At 56.2% G+C, this 18,004-nt stretch carries 17 protein-coding genes; 1 reads left to right on the forward strand and 16 read right to left on the reverse strand.

What is annotated here, in order from left to right; translation table 11 throughout:
* Nucleotides 1-233: 233 nt before the first annotated feature.
* The 3 genes from GDA65_10380 to gmd all read right to left on the reverse strand — a co-directional run bounded on the left by GDA65_10380 (nt 234) and on the right by gmd (nt 4,474).
* Nucleotides 234-1,685, reverse strand: a complete 1,452-nt coding sequence (locus GDA65_10380) for a lipopolysaccharide biosynthesis protein (GenBank protein ID MBA5863098.1) — start codon at nt 1,683-1,685, stop codon at nt 234-236.
* A gap of 11 nt (nt 1,686-1,696) precedes the next feature.
* A complete protein-coding gene (locus tag GDA65_10385) occupies nt 1,697-2,395 on the reverse strand; it encodes a sugar transporter (protein MBA5863099.1) in 699 nt (232 codons plus the stop codon).
* Between the two features lie 1,065 nt (nt 2,396-3,460).
* On the reverse strand, nt 3,461-4,474 hold the full coding sequence (gene gmd / locus GDA65_10390; protein ID MBA5863100.1) for a GDP-mannose 4,6-dehydratase: 1,014 nt from the start codon (nt 4,472-4,474) through the stop codon (nt 3,461-3,463).
* A 360-nt stretch (nt 4,475-4,834) separates the two neighbouring features.
* Here gmd and GDA65_10395 point away from each other — a divergent pair, with 360 nt between their 5' ends.
* Nucleotides 4,835-6,709, forward strand: a complete 1,875-nt coding sequence (locus tag GDA65_10395; GenBank protein ID MBA5863101.1) for a hypothetical protein — start codon at nt 4,835-4,837, stop codon at nt 6,707-6,709.
* A gap of 87 nt (nt 6,710-6,796) precedes the next feature.
* Here GDA65_10395 and GDA65_10400 read toward each other — a convergent pair whose 3' ends face one another.
* From GDA65_10400 to GDA65_10460, 13 genes are all read right to left on the reverse strand, one after another.
* A complete protein-coding gene (locus tag GDA65_10400) occupies nt 6,797-7,897 on the reverse strand; it encodes a UDP-N-acetylglucosamine 2-epimerase (non-hydrolyzing) (protein MBA5863102.1) in 1,101 nt (366 codons plus the stop codon).
* 197 nt (nt 7,898-8,094) lie between these two features.
* A complete protein-coding gene (locus tag GDA65_10405) occupies nt 8,095-8,334 on the reverse strand; it encodes a hypothetical protein (protein ID MBA5863103.1) in 240 nt (79 codons plus the stop codon).
* A 110-nt stretch (nt 8,335-8,444) separates the two neighbouring features.
* Nucleotides 8,445-9,344 (reverse strand): response regulator, encoded by a 900-nt coding sequence (locus tag GDA65_10410; protein ID MBA5863104.1) that lies wholly within the window; start codon nt 9,342-9,344, stop codon nt 8,445-8,447.
* Nucleotides 9,341-9,703, reverse strand: a complete 363-nt coding sequence (locus GDA65_10415; protein ID MBA5863105.1) for a hypothetical protein — start codon at nt 9,701-9,703, stop codon at nt 9,341-9,343. The genes GDA65_10410 and GDA65_10415 overlap by 4 nt, the downstream gene beginning before the upstream one ends.
* Entirely contained in the window at nt 9,700-10,965 is a 1,266-nt protein-coding gene (locus GDA65_10420; GenBank protein ID MBA5863106.1) for a SpoIIE family protein phosphatase, read from the reverse strand. The genes GDA65_10415 and GDA65_10420 overlap by 4 nt, the downstream gene beginning before the upstream one ends.
* A gap of 23 nt (nt 10,966-10,988) precedes the next feature.
* Nucleotides 10,989-11,339 carry an anti-sigma factor antagonist gene (locus GDA65_10425; GenBank protein ID MBA5863107.1) on the reverse strand — a complete coding sequence of 117 codons (351 nt, stop codon included), beginning with the start codon at nt 11,337-11,339 and terminating at the stop codon, nt 10,989-10,991.
* Nucleotides 11,340-11,371: 32 nt separating this feature from the next.
* Entirely contained in the window at nt 11,372-11,710 is a 339-nt protein-coding gene (locus tag GDA65_10430; protein ID MBA5863108.1) for an anti-sigma factor antagonist, read from the reverse strand.
* A 30-nt stretch (nt 11,711-11,740) separates the two neighbouring features.
* A complete protein-coding gene (gene cheB / locus GDA65_10435; GenBank protein MBA5863109.1) occupies nt 11,741-12,787 on the reverse strand; it encodes a chemotaxis-specific protein-glutamate methyltransferase CheB in 1,047 nt (348 codons plus the stop codon).
* A 62-nt stretch (nt 12,788-12,849) separates the two neighbouring features.
* Nucleotides 12,850-13,467, reverse strand: coding sequence for a chemoreceptor glutamine deamidase CheD (locus GDA65_10440; protein MBA5863110.1), 618 nt, complete (start codon nt 13,465-13,467; stop codon nt 12,850-12,852).
* Between the two features lie 5 nt (nt 13,468-13,472).
* Nucleotides 13,473-14,291, reverse strand: a complete 819-nt coding sequence (locus GDA65_10445) for a hypothetical protein (protein MBA5863111.1) — start codon at nt 14,289-14,291, stop codon at nt 13,473-13,475.
* Nucleotides 14,292-14,295: 4 nt separating this feature from the next.
* Nucleotides 14,296-14,757 carry a DUF420 domain-containing protein gene (locus GDA65_10450; protein ID MBA5863112.1) on the reverse strand — a complete coding sequence of 154 codons (462 nt, stop codon included), beginning with the start codon at nt 14,755-14,757 and terminating at the stop codon, nt 14,296-14,298.
* A gap of 203 nt (nt 14,758-14,960) precedes the next feature.
* Nucleotides 14,961-17,417, reverse strand: a complete 2,457-nt coding sequence (locus tag GDA65_10455; GenBank protein MBA5863113.1) for a methyl-accepting chemotaxis protein — start codon at nt 17,415-17,417, stop codon at nt 14,961-14,963.
* Between the two features lie 25 nt (nt 17,418-17,442).
* Nucleotides 17,443-17,952 carry a chemotaxis protein CheW gene (locus tag GDA65_10460; GenBank protein ID MBA5863114.1) on the reverse strand — a complete coding sequence of 170 codons (510 nt, stop codon included), beginning with the start codon at nt 17,950-17,952 and terminating at the stop codon, nt 17,443-17,445.
* Between the last annotated feature and the right edge of the window lie 52 nt (nt 17,953-18,004).

Genomic DNA, 18,004 nt, shown 5'->3' on the forward strand with positions numbered 1-18,004 from the left:
GCCAGAATTTGCTCTTCCGTATGCCCTCGTCGTCGTGCCATCGTCGGGTCCTCCTTGGGGTCAAGAAGACCACGCCGCCGACCGTTTTCTCAAGCTGCCGTTGGCCTAGTTTTCGGGTTTTGGGTCATGATCGATCTAAAAGTCTGGCTCTATCTTTGACTCAAATAGAATTTGGATCTATATTCGCATGGAATCGTTTCTGCTCGAATTCATCAAATTTGAGCCACATGAAACTATCCTTTGTAATTGACGGCAGATAGCACAGGAATACCCAAGTCCTTCTCCGCCTCCTCCGGTCGGGTATATCCTTCTTCAATATAGGCAGCCATGAACGCACAGCTGATGCCGCCAATTATTCCGGCAACAATGCCGAGTAAAATATTGAGTCCTTTTTTGGGTTTGACCGGTTTCGGAGGGACGGCGGCGGCTTGGATGATGCTTAAGTTAGCCATTTTGAGCTCGTCCATTTTTTCCGAAACGTGAGCCTCTTCCACCTTAGACAAATACATTCGGTAGTTATTCTGGTCGGCCTCCACCTTGAGTTGCAGCGTAGCCAATTCCTTCTCCAACTGATCGAGTTGGGAAAGATGTCCGTCCAACTGTCGAATCTGCTGTGTCGTCTCAGCTATCTGAGTGGAAACGGAGCTTAATTCGGATTCTGTTCGTAAAATTTCAATCTCGAGTTCCTGATAGATGGGGTTTTTTCCGGTGGTCACTCTATCAGTGAGACGATCCTCTTGCTCTCGGAGGAATTTCTCCACTGTATTAATTTCATTTCTTATGTCGGTGATCAGGCGACTGGTCTCCTTGAACTTCGCTGAAAGGCTCTGTTCTTTAAGTCGAAGCTCCAAGAGATTTGCCTTCAGCCCGTCTACAACTCCCTGGCGCTCCGCAACGCTCGCCAGCGGAATTTGGCTGGGAATACTCCCAAGCTGTCTTTTTACGGAGGTGTGCTTGCTGAGTAGGCCCTGTTTTTGGTTTTGGTATTTCTTTAATGCGGTATCTAAATCTCTTCGCTGCTCGAGGGTTAATTGTCGCTCTTCCTGAAGCGAAGAAAGCCTATGTGTGCGCTTAAATTCCTGCAGCCTTGATTGAGATAGTTCCAATTTTTCCTGATAGTCCGCCGCTTGCTTTTCCAAAAATCCAGCTTGCGGGTTACTAAAGACCTTCAGGTGTTTTTCCATCACGAGATCGAGGAGATTGTTGACGACCCGGGATGAGGCTTCTGCATCGGGGTGCTGAAATTTAATTTTGATGACGTTGGAGTCTTTTAAGGTTGAAAATGACAGCTTGTCTCTCATTTCTTCAATCGCTGCATCCAAGGCAGTCATTTTAGTTGGTGGATCCTGAGCGATGTCGGGATATAACCTTGCTAATCCAATTTTCGTGATGACTCCTTTGGCCACATCTTGACTTGAGAAGATTTGAATTTCCGACTCCACGATCCGATTTTGGTCATAAGATATCGCTTGGCCAGTTGAGCCAACCTCGGGACGATACATGTATTCCCGCCCGATCTTTACCATGACCGTTGCTTCAGATTCATAAATGGGGGTCATAATGAATGAACCTGCCGTCACAGTGAGGACCGCAGCAGCAAACACTCCAATGACCTTATTCTGATGTTTTATGAGAACAGTCAAAAAATCCCTTAAGTTGCCGTGCTGAACCTCATGCATTGCCATACAACCTGTACCTAGAACGGGTTAAAAAAGACACCGAAATTTAATGGAATATTTGCTCGGATATATTGATGCACCCACAGATTGACATTTGAGATCGGTGATCTAGGAACATAGACGATGTCGAATGGCACCAACCCTACATCCTGACTAAAGTCGTTCCCTGTCAGCACATCATCGAGGTCAAGCTTCATCACCAAAGGGTCTTTTCCCTTGATACGCCTGATGACCAAAGCTTCCTTCCATGCTCGATCAGTGAGGCCCTCTGCCCGTGATATCGCTTGCATAACAGTAAGGGGGCGCAGCAGTTCCAACTCACCGGGTTTCTTGACTTCTCCATCGACATATACCCTGGACCCAAAGGAGCGAACAATTACGGTAATTTCTGGATTCTTGAGCTCCTTGCCATATTTCTGCCGCAAAAGAGCACTAAGCTCATTCGGAGAACGGCCGGCGGCCACGACTTCTCCAATGAGCTGCATGGAAATTCGACCGTCTGGGCGAACAGCCATGCCATCATTCATATCTGGATTATAAAAAAACTTCATTTCCAGTTGGTCCCCAGGTTGAATGATGTACTCCTCACTGATAGCAGGGCCTACCAACCCAATTTCTGTTCCTGGAGCGCCTACAGGAGTTGGGCTTTGAACTACAACACTCGGACTACAGGCAGCTGAGAGTCCAATTACCAAAAGCATCCAACGAATTAGCATCTATTTGTAACCCTTTCAGGAAGAGGCACTGGTATTCATCGGGAAATGAGTAAACATTCATGATATAAGGCTGAAATGCTCGTTGAAGTCTATTTTCAGGAGCGAGTCTAGTGAAAACTTGGGTCTCCCTTCACATCAACACGCCACGTATCCTCACCTCTGTTTGGTGAGATCGATACCCAAGCCAGGCTCTTATTGGTTCCGTGACGCAGCATCAACTCCGCCTCGAACCCAAACAATTCTTTTGCCCTGCTCACCTCTAGGCAGCGGCGCGGTTGACCATTAGGCTTGCCGGTATCCCATATCAGATCTCCCATGAATCCCACCTCGTCGGCGATCAGGTGCGCCAGATCTTGAATCGTGCTCTCTTCTCCCGTGGCATATTCATCGGGTCGTCGTCATTCTCGTGTTCAGCCGCTAACAGAACGGCGCGGGCTGCATCGGCATATGTAGAGAACCTCCCGCGACGACAAGCCGTCGCCCCACAGCAGCACCTGCTGCTCCCCCTTGGCTTGCGCCTTAACACACTTCCTGATGAGGGCCTGAAAGACATGCACGTTTACGTGTCAAATTTGTTGCCGGGGCCATAGGGGGTTATGGGAACGAGCACAATCTCCTTGGCGGTAAACCCGTATTAGTGCCGATCAGCCTAAGCCTGGACCAGCATCATTTTCTTAGCCAGTCCGTAAGGCGCATTCGTTTTTTCTGGAAACCAGGACCACAGGTCTTCTTCGCCAAAGGAACTGGAATATACTTGGAATCGGCGCAGATGGTGGCTAGCGCTACAGATTACTCCAGCCCCTGCTCCAGCCCAACTTCTGTTAACTATGTACCCATCAGTTATGGTAGAAAACCAGCCGGAATTCGTGTGATTGCCTTGACGCCTCCGGCTCGTGCCGCGCTGTCGTACAGTCGCTGGACGGTCTCCAGCTGGACGAGATCAGAGTCCCGGCTTTTTGGCACTCAAATCGCACAGCAGCCCGGGTGCCGAAGTTGGCCTATGCCCACCGATCCTCAACACCCCGAGCTGCCAGTTACGACGACGCGTGTATCCGCCCCGGAACCTCATGCACAAGGTACCGCCTTGGTGCCTTCCAAGGTTTGGCGCTCTGCATGCACATCGGCGTCCACCATCATGGCCACCAACTCACCAAACGACACTTTCGGCTCCCACCCCAGCGTGCGCTTGGCCTTCGTTGCATCGCCGATCAACAGGTCGACCTCTGTCGGCCTGTAGTACCGCGGATCAATCTTCACGTGGTCGTGCCAATCCAGCCCCACGTGACCGAACGCGCGGTCGAGGAACTCCCGGACCGTATGCGTCTCGCCCGTAGCGATCACATAGTCATCCGATTGTTCTGCCTGGAGCATCATCCACATGGCCTGTACGTAGTCACCGGCAAATCCCCAATCGCGCTTCGCGTCGAGATTTCCGAGATACAGCACTTGCTGTACCCCCAATTTGATTCGGGCCGCAGCTCTCGTGATTTTCCTGGTTACGAAGGTCTCGCCGCGACGTGGGGATTCATGATTGAACAGAATGCCGCTGCAGGCGAAGAGATCGTAGGCTTCACGGTAATTGACGGTGATCCAGTGGGCGTAGACCTTGGCGGCTCCATAAGGACTGCGCGGATAAAACGGTGTGCTCTCACGCTGCGGAATTTCCTGCACCTTGCCGAACATTTCGCTGGAGGAGGCTTGATAGAATTTGGGGTTGATGCCTGATTCACGAATGGCTTCGAGCAAGCGCACGGTCCCCAGGGCTGTAATTTCGGCCGTGTACTCAGGAACATCAAAACTCACGCGAACATGGCTCTGCGCGCCTAAGTTGTAGATTTCATCCGGTTGAATCGTGCGCAGAATTCGATTGAGCGAACTCGCGTCGTTAAGGTCTCCATAGATGAGTCGTAATCGCGCCTCTGGCACATGTGGGTCTTGATAAATGCCGTCAATGCGGGCAGTGTTTAAAGAGCTGGAGCGACGGACGATGCCATGGACCTCGTAGCCTTTGCCCAACAGCAATTCGGCGAGATAGGATCCATCTTGACCGCTGATGCCGGTGATCAACGCTTTCTTCACTCCGTCACCTACCCCCTCGATTTGAAACGGCCTCTTTCTCAGCGTTCGCCGGTCAGTCATACGTGCGTTCGCTGGACTAGCCGATAGAACACGCTCCTTATCACAATTCAGCTACGTAGTGATAGTGCCGTTCGCCACTGATGCTAGATCCATACAGACGATGTCTCATCGTGAGACACTCATGCGGAGGCAGGTCCGAAGGTGCAAGGACTGACGGCCGACTGTTACGTGGTTTTTCGTCATTGACCCTCAACACTCAACGAATGTACTGTGCCTTCATCGACATCGCATCTTGCCAAGGCCGAATGGACGAAGCCTTGTTCACACGGTTTAATCACGCTCACTGTGTATGGCTGATCCTTGCGCGTAACGCTTTCATTCAATTCCAATGCCCTTCCCCAACGCCTCGCCTCGTCACTAAAGGCGCTCGCTGCGCCAGGACGTCTGGAATGGTGGAGCCAGGCGAGGGAACGCGCGCTGTTTTCGTTGCTGCACCTGCGACAGGGGCTCGGTAAGCAATCGCTACATCGACAATTTACCGCCCAGGATGTATCCCGCTACTCATTCTGCACGAGTCCATCCTCCTGTCTGCCGTCCTTGCCCTGGCATCTTCCGGCGGACGACGGACAGATGGATGCGCTGCTCAAAGGCGCTGTGACGGTGTTCGGGTATTCCTGGGGCTGGGATCCCGATGGCTCCTGCTGGCACAGGGCTCCGGATACAGGAGTCCTGTGGCCGCGCTGTTTTTTTGCTGACATTCCGATTCATGCCGGTAATCCCTGCGGAGATATTCGCATGGCGTGGGAACCCTCGCGCCTTCAGCACCTGGCGTTCCTGGCTAGGCTGGCACAGCAGGCTGAACCCGTCGAACGCGCAGACGCGGTGGCGACGATGGAAGCACAGCTCGTCTCTTGGGTGGAGGCGAATCCGTTTTTGACCGGTATCCACTATATCTCCCCGACGGAATGCGCCCTTCGGCTGCTGGCGGTCTGTCATGCAATCGATGGCCTGCGTCCGTGGTTGCTCTCCCCGGCGCGCGTGTGGCCTGCGGTGCTGACGCTCGTTTCCGGTCATGCGGAATTGATCCGGAAACGCCTGTCGCTGCGCTTGACAACCCCTCATGACACACTGGCGGCAGCGGTGGCGTTGATCTATGCCGGCAGCCTTTTCCCTGAAATGGATATGGCTGAGCGATGGCTCGCGTTTGGGCATTATCTGTTGGAGGCGGAGACTCCCCGGCATATCAGTCATGACGGGGGCAGTCAGGAGCAGGGAGTGGGGTATCTTCAGTTTTGCACGGATCTCTATGGGATGGTGTTAGGGCTCCTCGACCATCGCCACTCGCCGGTTGCGGAACGAATTCGCCCGGTGTTCGCACGCAGCCGCGACTTTCTGGACGAGTTCCGCAATGCCATCGATGGGAGTCTTCCGCCGATCGGAGAAGGCGAGCATGAGTGCGCGCTGTCTCCCTATATGCATTTTGTCCAACCTCGCAAGGCGCACGCTCCAGGACTGACCACCTTTCATCTCTCAGGGTATTCGATTGTTCGCGGCCGGATGGGGGAAAGGGCGATTTTTGACCATGGCGCATTGGGCATAGCTCCCCGATATACGCACGGTCACGCTGATGCGCTGTCGCTGATCCTACAAGTCGGCTCGCGTGATGTGTTGGTCGATCCGGGCACCTATACCTGCACGGGCAATGAAGAGTGGCGGAGGTATTTTCGCGGCACCCGTGCCCACAATACGGTGACCGTCGATGGGCTGGACCAGGCCGTCCAGGACGGCCCGATGGCTTGGTTGCTGCCCTTTGATACTCACCTCGTTTACAAAGATGAAACGCCTGAAGGAAAAATCACCGTGATCGCCAGGCATTATGGATACAGGGATCGAGTAGGGGTGACCCATTTACGCGGGGTGTCGTATGAGCCGCCCGGGTCTTGGCTGATTTGGGACTGGCTCACCGGAACCGGCATGCACCAGGTAGAGCTCAATTGGCATTTGGGCTACCGGCCGATTCCCGTGGATGGGGGCTATCGCTTGGAAGGATGTGATCCCGGGCTCCTGCTCACCGTTGAAGGCGGCACGAGCACTCTCTGGGAGGGCAGCGTACAACCGGTGGCTGGATGGGCCTCGAAACGGTATGGGGCAAAGCATCCGATCACGACGCTGCGAGTCGAATATACCGGTGCTATCCCGCATGAATTCATGACTCGTTTGCGTATTGTGCCGTAATCGTCCGCTGCTCTTCGCTGTGGGGCCGGCTTCGGCAACCCGCCCCCCAATGGATCGGAGCAGTGAACGATACGTCGTGCACTCATCCTACTGTTGTGCGAGAAGCGTCTCCAGATGTTCCACAATCCGCACGGCCGTGTTGCCGTCCCACAGTGGCGGAATGGCGCCCTTCTTCCATTGACCGGCCATCAATCGCTGCAGGGCCGGGGGGAGTTTTCGCGGGTCGGTTCCGATCAGTTCATTGGTACCGATGGTCACCGTTTCCGGCCGTTCGGTATTATCGCGCAAGGTCAAACAAGGAACACCCAGCACAGTCGTTTCCTCCGTGATCCCGCCCGAATCGGTAATGACTCCGCGGGCGTGCTTCACCAGATAGTTGAACTCCAGATAGCCCAAGGGGTCGACATAGTGCAGGGAGGGAAGCGTCTGTCCGGTCTCACGCAGATGTTTGGCGGTTCGCGGGTGCACCGGAAATACCACCGGCAATCCTTGTGTGCCCTCCGCAATGGCTCGTAGCAGTCCAAGCAATTGCTGCTCACCATCGACGTTTGCAGGACGATGCAGGGTGACGACAAAATACTGGTTCGGTGTCAACGCAAGGGAACTCCAGCAGGCCGGGGGCCGCAACCGCTCCATGTGTTGACGCAGTGTATCGATCATGGTATTGCCGACAAAAAAAATGCGCGCATCTGCGACACCTGCGCGGCGTAAATTGTCATTGGCCGTTTCGCTGGTGGTGAAGAACCAGTTGGTGATGGAATCCGTGACGACGCGATTGATTTCCTCCGGCATCGTCCAATCGTTCGAGCGAATGCCGCCCTCCACATGGGCCACGGGAATCCCCATCTTGCGAGCCACGATCGAGCAGGCCATGGTCGAGGTCACGTCCCCCACGACCAGGCAAAGATGGCTTTTGTCTTTGGCCAAAACTTTCTCGTAGTTCACCATAATCGCCGCCGTCTGTTCAGCTTGGGTACCGGAACCAACTTCTAGATTCATGTCGGGATCGGGGATGCCCAACTCCTCGAAAAAGCTGCCCGACATGGCACGGTCATAGTGTTGTCCCGTATGGATGAGGCGAAACCGAAGTTTGCTGCCACGCGACCGTGCGGCATTCAACGCGTTGATGATCGGCGCAATTTTCATGAAATTCGGGCGTGCTCCGGCGATGAGATCAATGCGTGTCATGGGCATGGTTTCCTGTGCTGGGCGGATGATGGATGGACGATCAGTTCATTACATAACGAACCTTGGTCCATCCGTCAACAAAAACGACGCGATTAGGAGCGAAGCGAGGATTGGGGAGGGCTTGTCATATAGCGGATGGTGTGGGCTGACACGTCCGCCGGGGCCGGGGACTCAAGCAGAGCGAAGATCGGGAGGCGCTACTCTTTTTCCACCAGCCGCCAGCCCTGCTTCTGAACACAGCGTTCGGTCGCCTGAATGACCAGGAGCTGGATACCCTGCTGCAGTTTGGGGTCACGCATGGTGTCGGCCTGACACTTGTTATAGTCCAGGGTGAACTGATCCTTCGGCCGATTGGGGTGGACCCACTCGGCGCTGCTACAACCCGCCAACAAGGAACAGAGCATCAGGAAAACAACCGGTCTAGTGGGACGAGCCATGAAGGGCCTCATAGGTGAGCGGTGAGATAGCCGCAGAATCAGCGAGGGGAAGATAAACCGCAAGGAGGAGGCGCGTCAAGCGGCTGCAGCACGGGTGTGGAGAGTACGGGCTAGGGAACTGGCACTGAAAACGTCACTTCTGTCCCGCGTTCGTTATAGGTCAGGTCCGGGAAAAACGCCTTGGCGAGAAAGACGCCGCGGCCGTTGGCATGACGACTGTCACAGGGCTGTTCAGAGGTCGTCATAAAGCGGTTCCAGGCAAAGCCCCTCCCCTCATCCGTGATCGCATAACGGAGGAGGCGGCGACCTTTATCATAGGAAGCCCGGACCACGACACGCCGCGTGGCAAACCGTGGATGGCGCCGGCGCTCCGCAATCAGCGTCTCGAACTGGTCGGCGTTCAAGGCGTCGTGTTTTTCCTGATAGAGGATTTCAAGACTGCCATGTTCCACCGCGTTGACGATGAGTTCGATCAAGGTGGTGCGCAGGTGCAGGCGTTGCGTTTCGGGAAGCGACACGGCGGTCTGCTGGATCAACCAGGTCACACAGTCCTCGACGTGATCGGGATTGGTGCCTAATACAAGCCGATAGTCCACCTGTTCGATTCCCGGAACGTTCTCGATGGTCGCCGGGATCTGTTGGAGCGCTCGATCCAGCGCCAAGCCGAGCGCGTCCGCGCGAAGCGGCTTCTGGAGGTAGTCATCTGCGCCCGCCCGCACGACCTCCACAACTGTGTCAACCTGCCCAGACTCCCCGGTCGCAATCATGACGCTTTTCGAGGACCGTGCGCGGAGTTCGCGGATCAACAGGAGGCCGGCCCGGTCTGCCAGGAACAGATCGGTCATGAGAATATCGGGCGCAGCCATATCGATCATCGCCAATGCTGCTTGAGGATCAGGCGCTGTCATGACTGAAAGCCCACGGAGCCGGGCTTGCTCCATCACCAGAGCCCAGGTCTCAGCAGAGGGATCGACGACCAGCATCGTGGGCGATGGGGTGTGACCAGTCATGAGGGAAAGCCTTTTTCCATGATCTCAACCAGCGCGGCAGTCAGTCGTTTGACCTCTACGCAAGCCTGTTCGGCCGCTGCCGGAAGATCCTGCACGGCGGCCTTCCGGGCGGATTCCTCAAGATGTCCGACGGCGGCGACAGCCGGACGGGCACAAAACTCCATCGCCGATCCCTTCAGTTTATGGGCCTCTTTGATCAACACGGGGAGGTCCTGTGCAGCCAGGGCTGCCTGAAGGGCATCGAGCGCCTGTGCTGAGCGTTCGACAAACAGGCCGGTGAGGGTGAGAAAGAGATCCTGGTCGCCGTCGAAGCGATCCAGGGCTGCGGCAAGATCCATGACCGGTTGCGACTCCATCACGACCTCTCCTTTGGGCTCATCGGGCTCTCCAGCATCTCCAGACCCAGCAGCGCCACGTCGTCCGGGAAAATATCCCCGGCTAGCCACTGCCGTGCCGCGGCCATGGTATCGGCGATGCTCTGTCCAAGACTCTGGCTACGGTGCGCTTCCAGCGTTGCTTGCAAGCGGTCTCGTCCCCAGAGTTCTCCTGTCGGCGAAGGGGCTTCGTAGATGCCGTCGCTGAACAGATACAGACGATCCAATGAAAGAAGCGGAGTATGCAGACTTTCAAACGTGCTGTGAGGATCGAATCCCAACGGAAGACTGGCCATGGACAGCCATCGGGACCCGGCGCCGGCCGCTTGCAGGAACGCTCCGCCATGACCGGCGGTGGCATAGGAGAGCATTCGTGTGGAGATGTCCAGACGTCCCACCCACAGGGTGAAATATTCGCCGTCCTGCGTCAGCGGAAACAGACGGTTGGCTTCTGTAAGGATGGTTCCTGGGTCAAGACTTCCGACTGCTTTCGTCAGATTGTCCTCACGCAGAAAACTCATCAGCGCGACCGCCCGCAAGGCTGCCGCGACTCCGTGACCCGACGCGTCGAGAATGTATAACCCAAGGGCATCGGCTCCCCAGGAACAGACTTGAAACAGGTCCCCGCCCAGGGCCAGGGACGGCTGGTAGGCCCACTGCATGCTGACTCCGGTGGCCGGCATGCCGGGCAGGGGCAGCTGGGCGCGGACGAAATCCGCGGCCGATTGCAGCTCACTCTCCAGTTCTGCTTGTTTGGCGGACAGGAGGCGATGGGATCGATCGAGATCATCGCGCGTGTGTTCGATTTCACGAACCAGCGCGCTCGACCGGAGGCTGGCTTGCACACGCGCCAGGACTTCCTGCCTACTCGCCGCTTTGCTGAGAAAATCATCGGCTCCGCGCGAGAGACCTTCGGCGATCTGTTCGGGGCGGTCGTGCGCCGTCATGAGCACGACCTGGCTGGATTTCAATTCCGGATCTGCGCGGATTGCCTCACAGACACTCGGACCATCCATACCCGGCATCATCCAATCAAGGATAACCAAATCCGGACGCTGGGCGCGGATGGCGGTCAAGCCGGCGTTTCCGTCACCGGCCTCGATCACGCGGTACCCCAATCGTTTCAACCGCCCGGCCATCCCCATTCGAGTGATCTCGTCGTCGTCGACGAGGAGAATGACCGGTGTCCCCTTCGCGGAGGGGCCGGCGATGGATGGCGGCTCGATGTGTCGCACGGGCTCAGCCACGTGTCATGCTCCCGATACCTACCTTACCCGGCTTTCGGTAGACGGCATGCAGCCAGCGCCTCCTGCTCCGAATGGTAGACCGGCAGCAGTTGATGCAGGTTGGCCAGAGTAAGGATTTCTTTGACGTAACTCTGGGGATTCAGGAGACCGATTGTGCTCCGTGTCGCGCTCTGGCTTTGCGTGAGTAACGCCAGGGTCCCGAGCGCCGAACTGTCGAGAAATCGAACGCCTTGCATGTTTAATATCAGGTGACGGACGCCGTTGGCTTTGCTCCGCTCCACCGAAGCTTTAAACGTGGCTCGATTGGCATACGTCAGTTCGCCCACCAGGTCGAGGATGACCGACTCCCCGATTCGCCGTTCAGTAATCTGCATGCCTCATTCCTTTCATCATCGGAAAAGGCACGTCATGCGCTCTTCTTCGTCATGGTCGGGACCGGCGATTCGATCAGCGGAATGGTCTTGTGCAGGTTGGCGAGTTCGATGATCTGCCGCACCGTCGGTTGAGGATAGGCCAGGGACATTGTGCGTTTGTCGGCCTGCAATTGCCGATGGGAGATCATCAGCAGCCCCAAGGCTGCGCTGTCAAGGAACGCCACCTGGGACAGATCGACGACAATATGTTCCATCGGATCGACACTGACGGACTTCAACATTTCCTGAAAGGGTTTACGCTGGGTATAGGTAAAGTTGCCTTCCAGTTTCAAGGTGACCTTATGGTTGTGGACTTCGCTGGTAATTTTCATCGCAGCTCCTCTAGGGCAAAAGGTGAACAATCAGGCACGGGTGACATGAGTCAAAATGGCGGCGGCGATGTCGCCAAGCGGACGGACGGCGTCGGCTGCGCCAAGCTTGATGGCTTCTTTTGGCATGCCGAAGACCACGCATGACGCCTCGTCCTGGGCGATGGTATAGGCGCCGGCTTCTTTCATTCGCAGGAGGCCTTTGGCCCCGTCTCCGCCCATGCCGGTCAGGATCACGCCCACCGCGTTGCCTCCCGCGTACTGCGCGACGGAGTCAAACATCACATCGACCGACGGGCGATGCCGATTGACCGGCTCATCCTGGTTAATGCGCACGGAGTAGCGCGCGCCGCTGCGGACCAGGGTCATATGGTAGTTGCCGGGCGCCACGAGAGCATGTCCCGGGAGGACGCTATCCCCGTCCTCGGCTTCCTTGACGGAAATTCGGCAGAGCTGGTTCATGCGATCCGCCCAGGTTTTGGTGAAACGCTCAGGCATATGCTGTGTGATGAGGACCGGAGGCGTGTTTGGAGGAAGCACCTGGAGGACGTCCTTGACCGCTTCCGTGCCCCCTGTGGAGGAGCCGATCGCGATGATCATATCCGTCGTTTTGATCATGGCCGAGTTGAGCGCCGCGGGACGAGCGGCGCCGGACGACGAGGCCGTTGTGGGACGCACGGAGGCCGTTGCGGCGGCCTTGACTTTTGCAATCAGCTCCTGCGCGATCTGATCCATGCCTTCGCGTAAATCGATTTTCGGCTTGGTGATAAAGTCGACGGCGCCGAGTTCCAGCGCGCGGAGGGTCGTTTGGCAGCCGGCCTCGGTGAGCGAACTGACCATAATCACCGGCGTGGGGCGTCCGCGCATGAGTTTTTCCAAAAACGTGAGCCCGTCCATTTTGGGCATTTCCACGTCCAGGGTCAGCACATCCGGATTCAATGCTTTAATTTTTTCCCGGGCCACATAGGGATCCGGCGCGCTGCCGATCACCTCGATAGCAGGATCTTTGGAAAGCAACTCAGCCAGCACCTGCCGCATCAACGCGGAATCATCGATGGTTAGGACTCGAATTTTAGCCATTGCCACACTTCTCCTGGTCTTCTGGTGTGCGCGTTTGTGCGCCGCCACTCATGGGTCGAATCTCAAAACAGCGTAATATTGTCCTGTGGCGCCGTCGGTTCGACTTCGATCCGATGTTGGTACTCCGTTTCCCGCTCGTAAATCGTACGGTTTCTTATGCGCTCGATCTTTTTCATCAGGACGCGGCCTGACTCCGTGAAGTAGTACACCTTTCTCGGAAAGACATCGCCCAGGTCGCTCTTGGCGAGGGCGTACCCTTCGGTCTTCAGATACTGGAGCACCCATTCCGTATTGCGCGCCCCGACATCGATGTTCCCGTCATAGATCTTTCCCGCCCCGAATAATTTCACTTCCAACCGGTGCCTGAGTCCGCCGCGTTTCAGAATTTCGTTGATCAACTGTTCCATCGCGAAAGAGCCATACCGAGTGGACTCCCCTCCCCAAGCGTCGCCGGACTGATGCTCCTTTGGAGCGGGAAGCATGAAATGATTCATGCCGCCGACGCCTGCGATCGGATCCCGGATGCATGCTGAGATGCAGGACCCCAGGACCGTATAGACAACCATTGGCTCCCGACTGACAAAAAACTCTCCCGGCAGAATGCACGCCACCTCGTGGGGAAAACGGCCATCGCGCATGCGCCGGATATGCGAGAAGGTATCGGTGTCAATCACCGCCATGTCCCTCAGGCTTCCTTCCAATAGATGGTTGGCGCGATGGTCTTGAAGGGGTGGGATACCCACTGCAAACTTTCCGAGTGGCCGATGAAGAGATGCCCACCCGGTTTGAGATGGTGGTAGAACTTATTCACGAGACGTTCCTGCGTGGGGCGATCGAAGTAGATCATGACATTCCGGCAGAAAATCACATCCAGCGGAGCTTTGATGGGAAATCGATCGTCCATCAGGTTGAGACGACGGAACTTGATGATGGCGGAGAGGTGCGGTTTCACCTTCACGAGGCCGGCACTGTCTCCCCGTCCCTGGAGAAAATGATGCTTCACAATTGCGGCCGGCACTTCGCGCACACGATCCTCCGCATACAACCCCTTCGCGGCGTGGGCCAGGACTCGAGTTGAGATGTCGGAGGCGAGAATTTGAAAGTTCCACTGTGCCGGGTGCTGGACCCCCTCATACAGAGTCATGGCGATCGTGTACGGTTCCTCACCGGTCGAACAGGCGGAGGACCAGATTCGGATACGCTTGTCTTTCTTAAGCGAGGGAAGAATACGTTCGCGTAAAAAGTCGAAGTGCTTTGGCTCCCGAAAAAAATCGGTCTTGTTGGTCGAGAGCAGATCGAGCATCCGTGTGAATTCTTCGTCGCTGCTATCCTGCCTCACATAGTCGTAGTACGACGCGAAGTCGTCAAGCTGAAGCTCGCGCAACCGCTTGGTGAGGCGTGATACGACGAGCGACTGTTTGCTCTCCCCTAGTGAGATGCCGGATTCGTCATAGAGCAAGGTGCGGATTTGATCGTATTCTTTCTTCGAAATGGAATAGTCCATCGTCTCAGCTCCGATACCAGACAAACAGCATTAAATACACGAGGTATGCCGTGATCATGGTGCCGCTAAACGTCCAAATGAGAGCATTCCCCATTCGACGGTGCGTGGTCATGCCGGCGACCATGGCGCCGACACTTCCGAAGCGCAGCCGATGGAGCCCCATGTAGAGGTTGTAGGCACCCAGGCCGATGGTGGTGACGGCCAAGAGCATGTGCGTGACGAAGATCGGGACATAGACCGACCAATAGGCGCTTTCCGGCCCCTGGAACGACTCTCGTCCAAACAAGACTTGCTTGAGGACATAGGCCACGAGCCAGATGCCGACGATCGTGCACCCCACAATCATGCGGTGGGAATGGTGCGAGACATCGTGGGACTTCGCGGCTTTGACACCCGCTAATACGACAAGATAGGCGACTGTCAGGCTGGACAAGACGAGATACCAAAGGAGTGTTTTACTGTCCATGATTCATCCCCTGAGTTAGAGGTGGAATCGACCGGAATCGTGTATCGTTCCGGTGTGAGTACACCCGCACATTCTCTTATCGGTCGTGAGATCGTGTTTCTTGAGGACAATCAAATCGCTGGAGATGAAGAAAGGCCGGGGCGGAGGGAAAGCGGCGCGGCCGCAGGAGGGGGCATTGTCTGCCCTCTCCTGCGGCCGGGTTCCTAGAATTCTTCGAAGTCGTCATCCTTTTTGCGCCGGTCGTGACCGTTCCCGGCCGCAACCTTGGCAGGCTCCTTGGCCTCAGCGGGTTTGGACGAGAATCCCGGTTTTTTCAGGGCCGGTTTCGGGGCCGCGGGGGCCGATTTGACCGCGGTCCTTGCGGTCGAAGGCCGGGGATTTGACTCCCGATGACTTCCGTTCGTCTCGACCTTGAACACTTCAACCTGACGCATGAGTTCCTGCGCCTGATCTTTCATCGACTGGCTGGCCGATGTCGTTTCTTCCACCAAGGCAGCATTCTGTTGGGTCGTTTCGTCCATTTGCATGATGGCCTTGTTGACCTGATCGATGCCCTGGGCTTGTTCCTGAGACGCTGCCGTGATTTCAGCGATGATGTCGGTCACGCGTTTCACCGAGCTGACGATTTCTTCCAGCGTCTTCCCGGATTGATTGACCAGCTCGCTGCCGTCACTGACGCGCTGAATCGATTCGTTGATCAAACCCTTGATCTCTTTCGCTGCGGTCGCGGACCGTTGCGCCAGATTGCGCACTTCCGCGGCGACGACGGCGAAGCCCCGGCCATGTTCCCCTGCTCTGGCCGCTTCCACGGCGGCATTCAAAGCCAGGAGATTCGTCTGGAAGGCGATCTCATCGATCACGGTGATAATGTCCGCGATCTTTTTGCTGCTCTTGTTGATCTCGCCCATGGCTTCCACCGCGCGGACGGTGACAGACCCGCCCTTGTCGGCGATATCGCGCGCGGCGATGGCCAGCTGGTTGGCCTGTTTGGCATTGTCGGCGTTCTGCTTCACGGTCGAAGTCATTTCTTCCATGGAAGCGGAGGTTTCTTCCAACGCGCTGGCCTGCTCTGAAGTGCGTTGCGAGAGATCCTCATTGCCCTTCGTGATTTGTTCGGCGCCTGCAGTCACGCTTTCCGCGCCATCACGCACCGTCGAAATCGCGGTGCTCAGGGTGCTCATGGCGCCGTTCAGGCTGCTCTTCATCTGCTCGAACTCACCCTGGTACAGGCCGGTCATGGTTTTCGTGAGATCGTTTGCCGCCATTGCGGTGAGCACCATTTGTGCTTCATGCAAGGGCGTGACGACCGCATCGAGCATCTTGTTGACGCCTTCCGAGAGCGTCTTGAAGAAGCCTTCGAATTCTTCGGCATTGATCCGTTCGGAGAGTTGTCCGGCTGTGGCCGCGCCGATGAGTTTATCAATTTCTACCTGGGCTTTTTTCTGAGCGCTGACGTCCGCCCACTCCACGACGTTACCGAGATAGTCTCCCTTTTCGTTCATGATCGCCGCGACTGCCAGTTCAAGCGTTAAGGGCCCGATCTTGATTTCCGTGCGGTACGGCAAATTTTGAGGGTTATCCAGCAAGCGCCGTTGTTGGGAGGGATTCTTGTGATATTGATCAATGTTTGACCCGACCACCTTAGCCACGGAGAACCCCGGAAGGACTTTTTGGATATCGGATTCCAACCGGCGCAATGTGGTGACGGATTGGTTATTCGCATAGACGATGGTATAGCTGCGGTCGCACACGAGGACGTTGGATCGCGCATTGTCGAGGGACGCCTTGAGCCGCGACATTTCAGTCTCAAGTCTTCGCTTCTCGGTGACATCGGCCCACTCCAGCGCGTTTCCCAGGTACTCTCCGTCAGGGCTCATGATGGCCGTGACCAACAGGCTGAGGGTCAGGGGTCCGATCTGAATATCCGACCGGTGCGGCATGTTAGCCGGGTTCGCTAAAATCCGGCGTTGTTTGCTCGGATCCACGTGGAAATCATCGATGCACACGCCGACGACCGCAGAGGCGTTGAATTTCGGCAGCACCTTCTTGATTTCGGTCTCCAGCGCGACGAGCGTTTTCTTAGCCGTCGAGTTGGCATAGGTGATCACCAGATTACGGTCGCAGAGCAGAATGTTATTCTGCGATTGCTCGAGTGCGCCGAGGTAGAAGCCGCTCATATCAGCTTGCGCTGGCGCGCTCTTCTTTGTCTTTCCCGTAGCCTTACTCATCGTCTTCTCTCCTTGTGTGTGGTGTACACGTTCCGCTCCGGCGAGCATAATGGTTTTGATAGCCGTATAGGCGTCGGTCCACGCTTGCTTGACCTGCGGCGTCCACGCGGATCCGGCGAATTCACCCAATACCGCCAGAAGATTTTCCCCGACCGCGTCGTAGTGAGCCGGTTTCGCGCCGTATCCGACATGTCTGGCCCCCATGTCCTGCAGCACCGGCGTGAGTTTCTCAGGGTGGCGAAGGTTCTGGATTACCAACACCAGGGAGGCCAACAGCTTTTTCTTCTGTTCTTTGATGGATGCGTTCTTGAAGAGCGGCTTGACGGCCGGATACCGCTCGAAGAGCCGTTCGTAGAAGCGGGTCACCAGGGCGTCGCCCTGGGGCGCCACAAGTTTGAAGCTCGATTCTAATAATTCGACGTTTAATCCCATGTCGTAGTCTCCCTGGGTGCGATGGTTAAGCAGCGGCCTTCTCGGTTTCCGTCATATCTCCGTCGGTCAAGAGGCGATCCATATCCAGCAACGCGACCAGTTTGTCGCCGGCTTTGCCGATTCCATTCAGAAAACTGACATCGACCTGGGCGCCGAACTGCGGGGCCGGCTGGATGTCTTTTTTGTCGATGTCGAGGACATCGGAAACCGCATCCACCACGAGTCCCATGATTTTCTCTTTGACGACGACCACGACGATCACCGTGAACATGGTGTACTCAATCGTCGGCATGCCGAATTTCGTCCGGAGCTCCACGATCGGGACGATGGTGCCGCGCAAATTCAGCACCCCCTTAATGTGGGCGGGCGTATTGGGAATGCGCGTCACGGCCGTATAGCCTTTGATTTCCTGAACCCGGAGAATGTCGACCCCGTACAGTTCTTCTCCCAGCTGGAAGGTCAGGAATTGACTGCCGTCCGTCGTGCTCCCGATCTGTTGATTCGAATCTTTGCTCGTCAACTCCTGTGTTGCCATCGTCTCCTCCTACCCCTGTTCGTTAAATCGTGGGCGTCGATCCTGTCCATCA

Source organism: Nitrospira sp. CR1.1 (genome assembly GCA_014055465.1).
Taxonomy (GTDB): Bacteria; Nitrospirota; Nitrospiria; order Nitrospirales; family Nitrospiraceae; genus Nitrospira_A.

Bases quoted from the DNA above. Each gene is read 5' to 3' on its own strand.
- GDA65_10410 (MBA5863104.1), bottom strand. From the start codon at position 9,344: ATGACTGGTCACACCCCATCGCCCACGATGCTGGTCGTCGATCCCTCT.
- GDA65_10405 (MBA5863103.1), bottom strand. From the start codon at position 8,334: ATGGCTCGTCCCACTAGACCGGTTGTTTTCCTGATGCTCTGTTCCTTG.
- GDA65_10450 (MBA5863112.1), bottom strand. From the start codon at position 14,757: ATGGACAGTAAAACACTCCTTTGGTATCTCGTCTTGTCCAGCCTGACA.
- GDA65_10455 (MBA5863113.1), bottom strand. From the start codon at position 17,417: ATGGGATTAAACGTCGAATTATTAGAATCGAGCTTCAAACTTGTGGCG.
- GDA65_10385 (MBA5863099.1), bottom strand. From the start codon at position 2,395: ATGCTAATTCGTTGGATGCTTTTGGTAATTGGACTCTCAGCTGCCTGT.
- cheB (MBA5863109.1), bottom strand. From the start codon at position 12,787: ATGGCTAAAATTCGAGTCCTAACCATCGATGATTCCGCGTTGATGCGG.
- GDA65_10400 (MBA5863102.1), bottom strand. From the start codon at position 7,897: ATGACACGCATTGATCTCATCGCCGGAGCACGCCCGAATTTCATGAAA.
- GDA65_10445 (MBA5863111.1), bottom strand. From the start codon at position 14,291: ATGGACTATTCCATTTCGAAGAAAGAATACGATCAAATCCGCACCTTG.
- GDA65_10430 (MBA5863108.1), bottom strand. From the start codon at position 11,710: ATGAAAATTACCAGCGAAGTCCACAACCATAAGGTCACCTTGAAACTG.
- GDA65_10425 (MBA5863107.1), bottom strand. From the start codon at position 11,339: ATGCAGATTACTGAACGGCGAATCGGGGAGTCGGTCATCCTCGACCTG.
- GDA65_10440 (MBA5863110.1), bottom strand. From the start codon at position 13,467: ATGGCGGTGATTGACACCGATACCTTCTCGCATATCCGGCGCATGCGC.
- GDA65_10460 (MBA5863114.1), bottom strand. From the start codon at position 17,952: ATGGCAACACAGGAGTTGACGAGCAAAGATTCGAATCAACAGATCGGG.
- GDA65_10380 (MBA5863098.1), bottom strand. From the start codon at position 1,685: ATGGCAATGCATGAGGTTCAGCACGGCAACTTAAGGGATTTTTTGACT.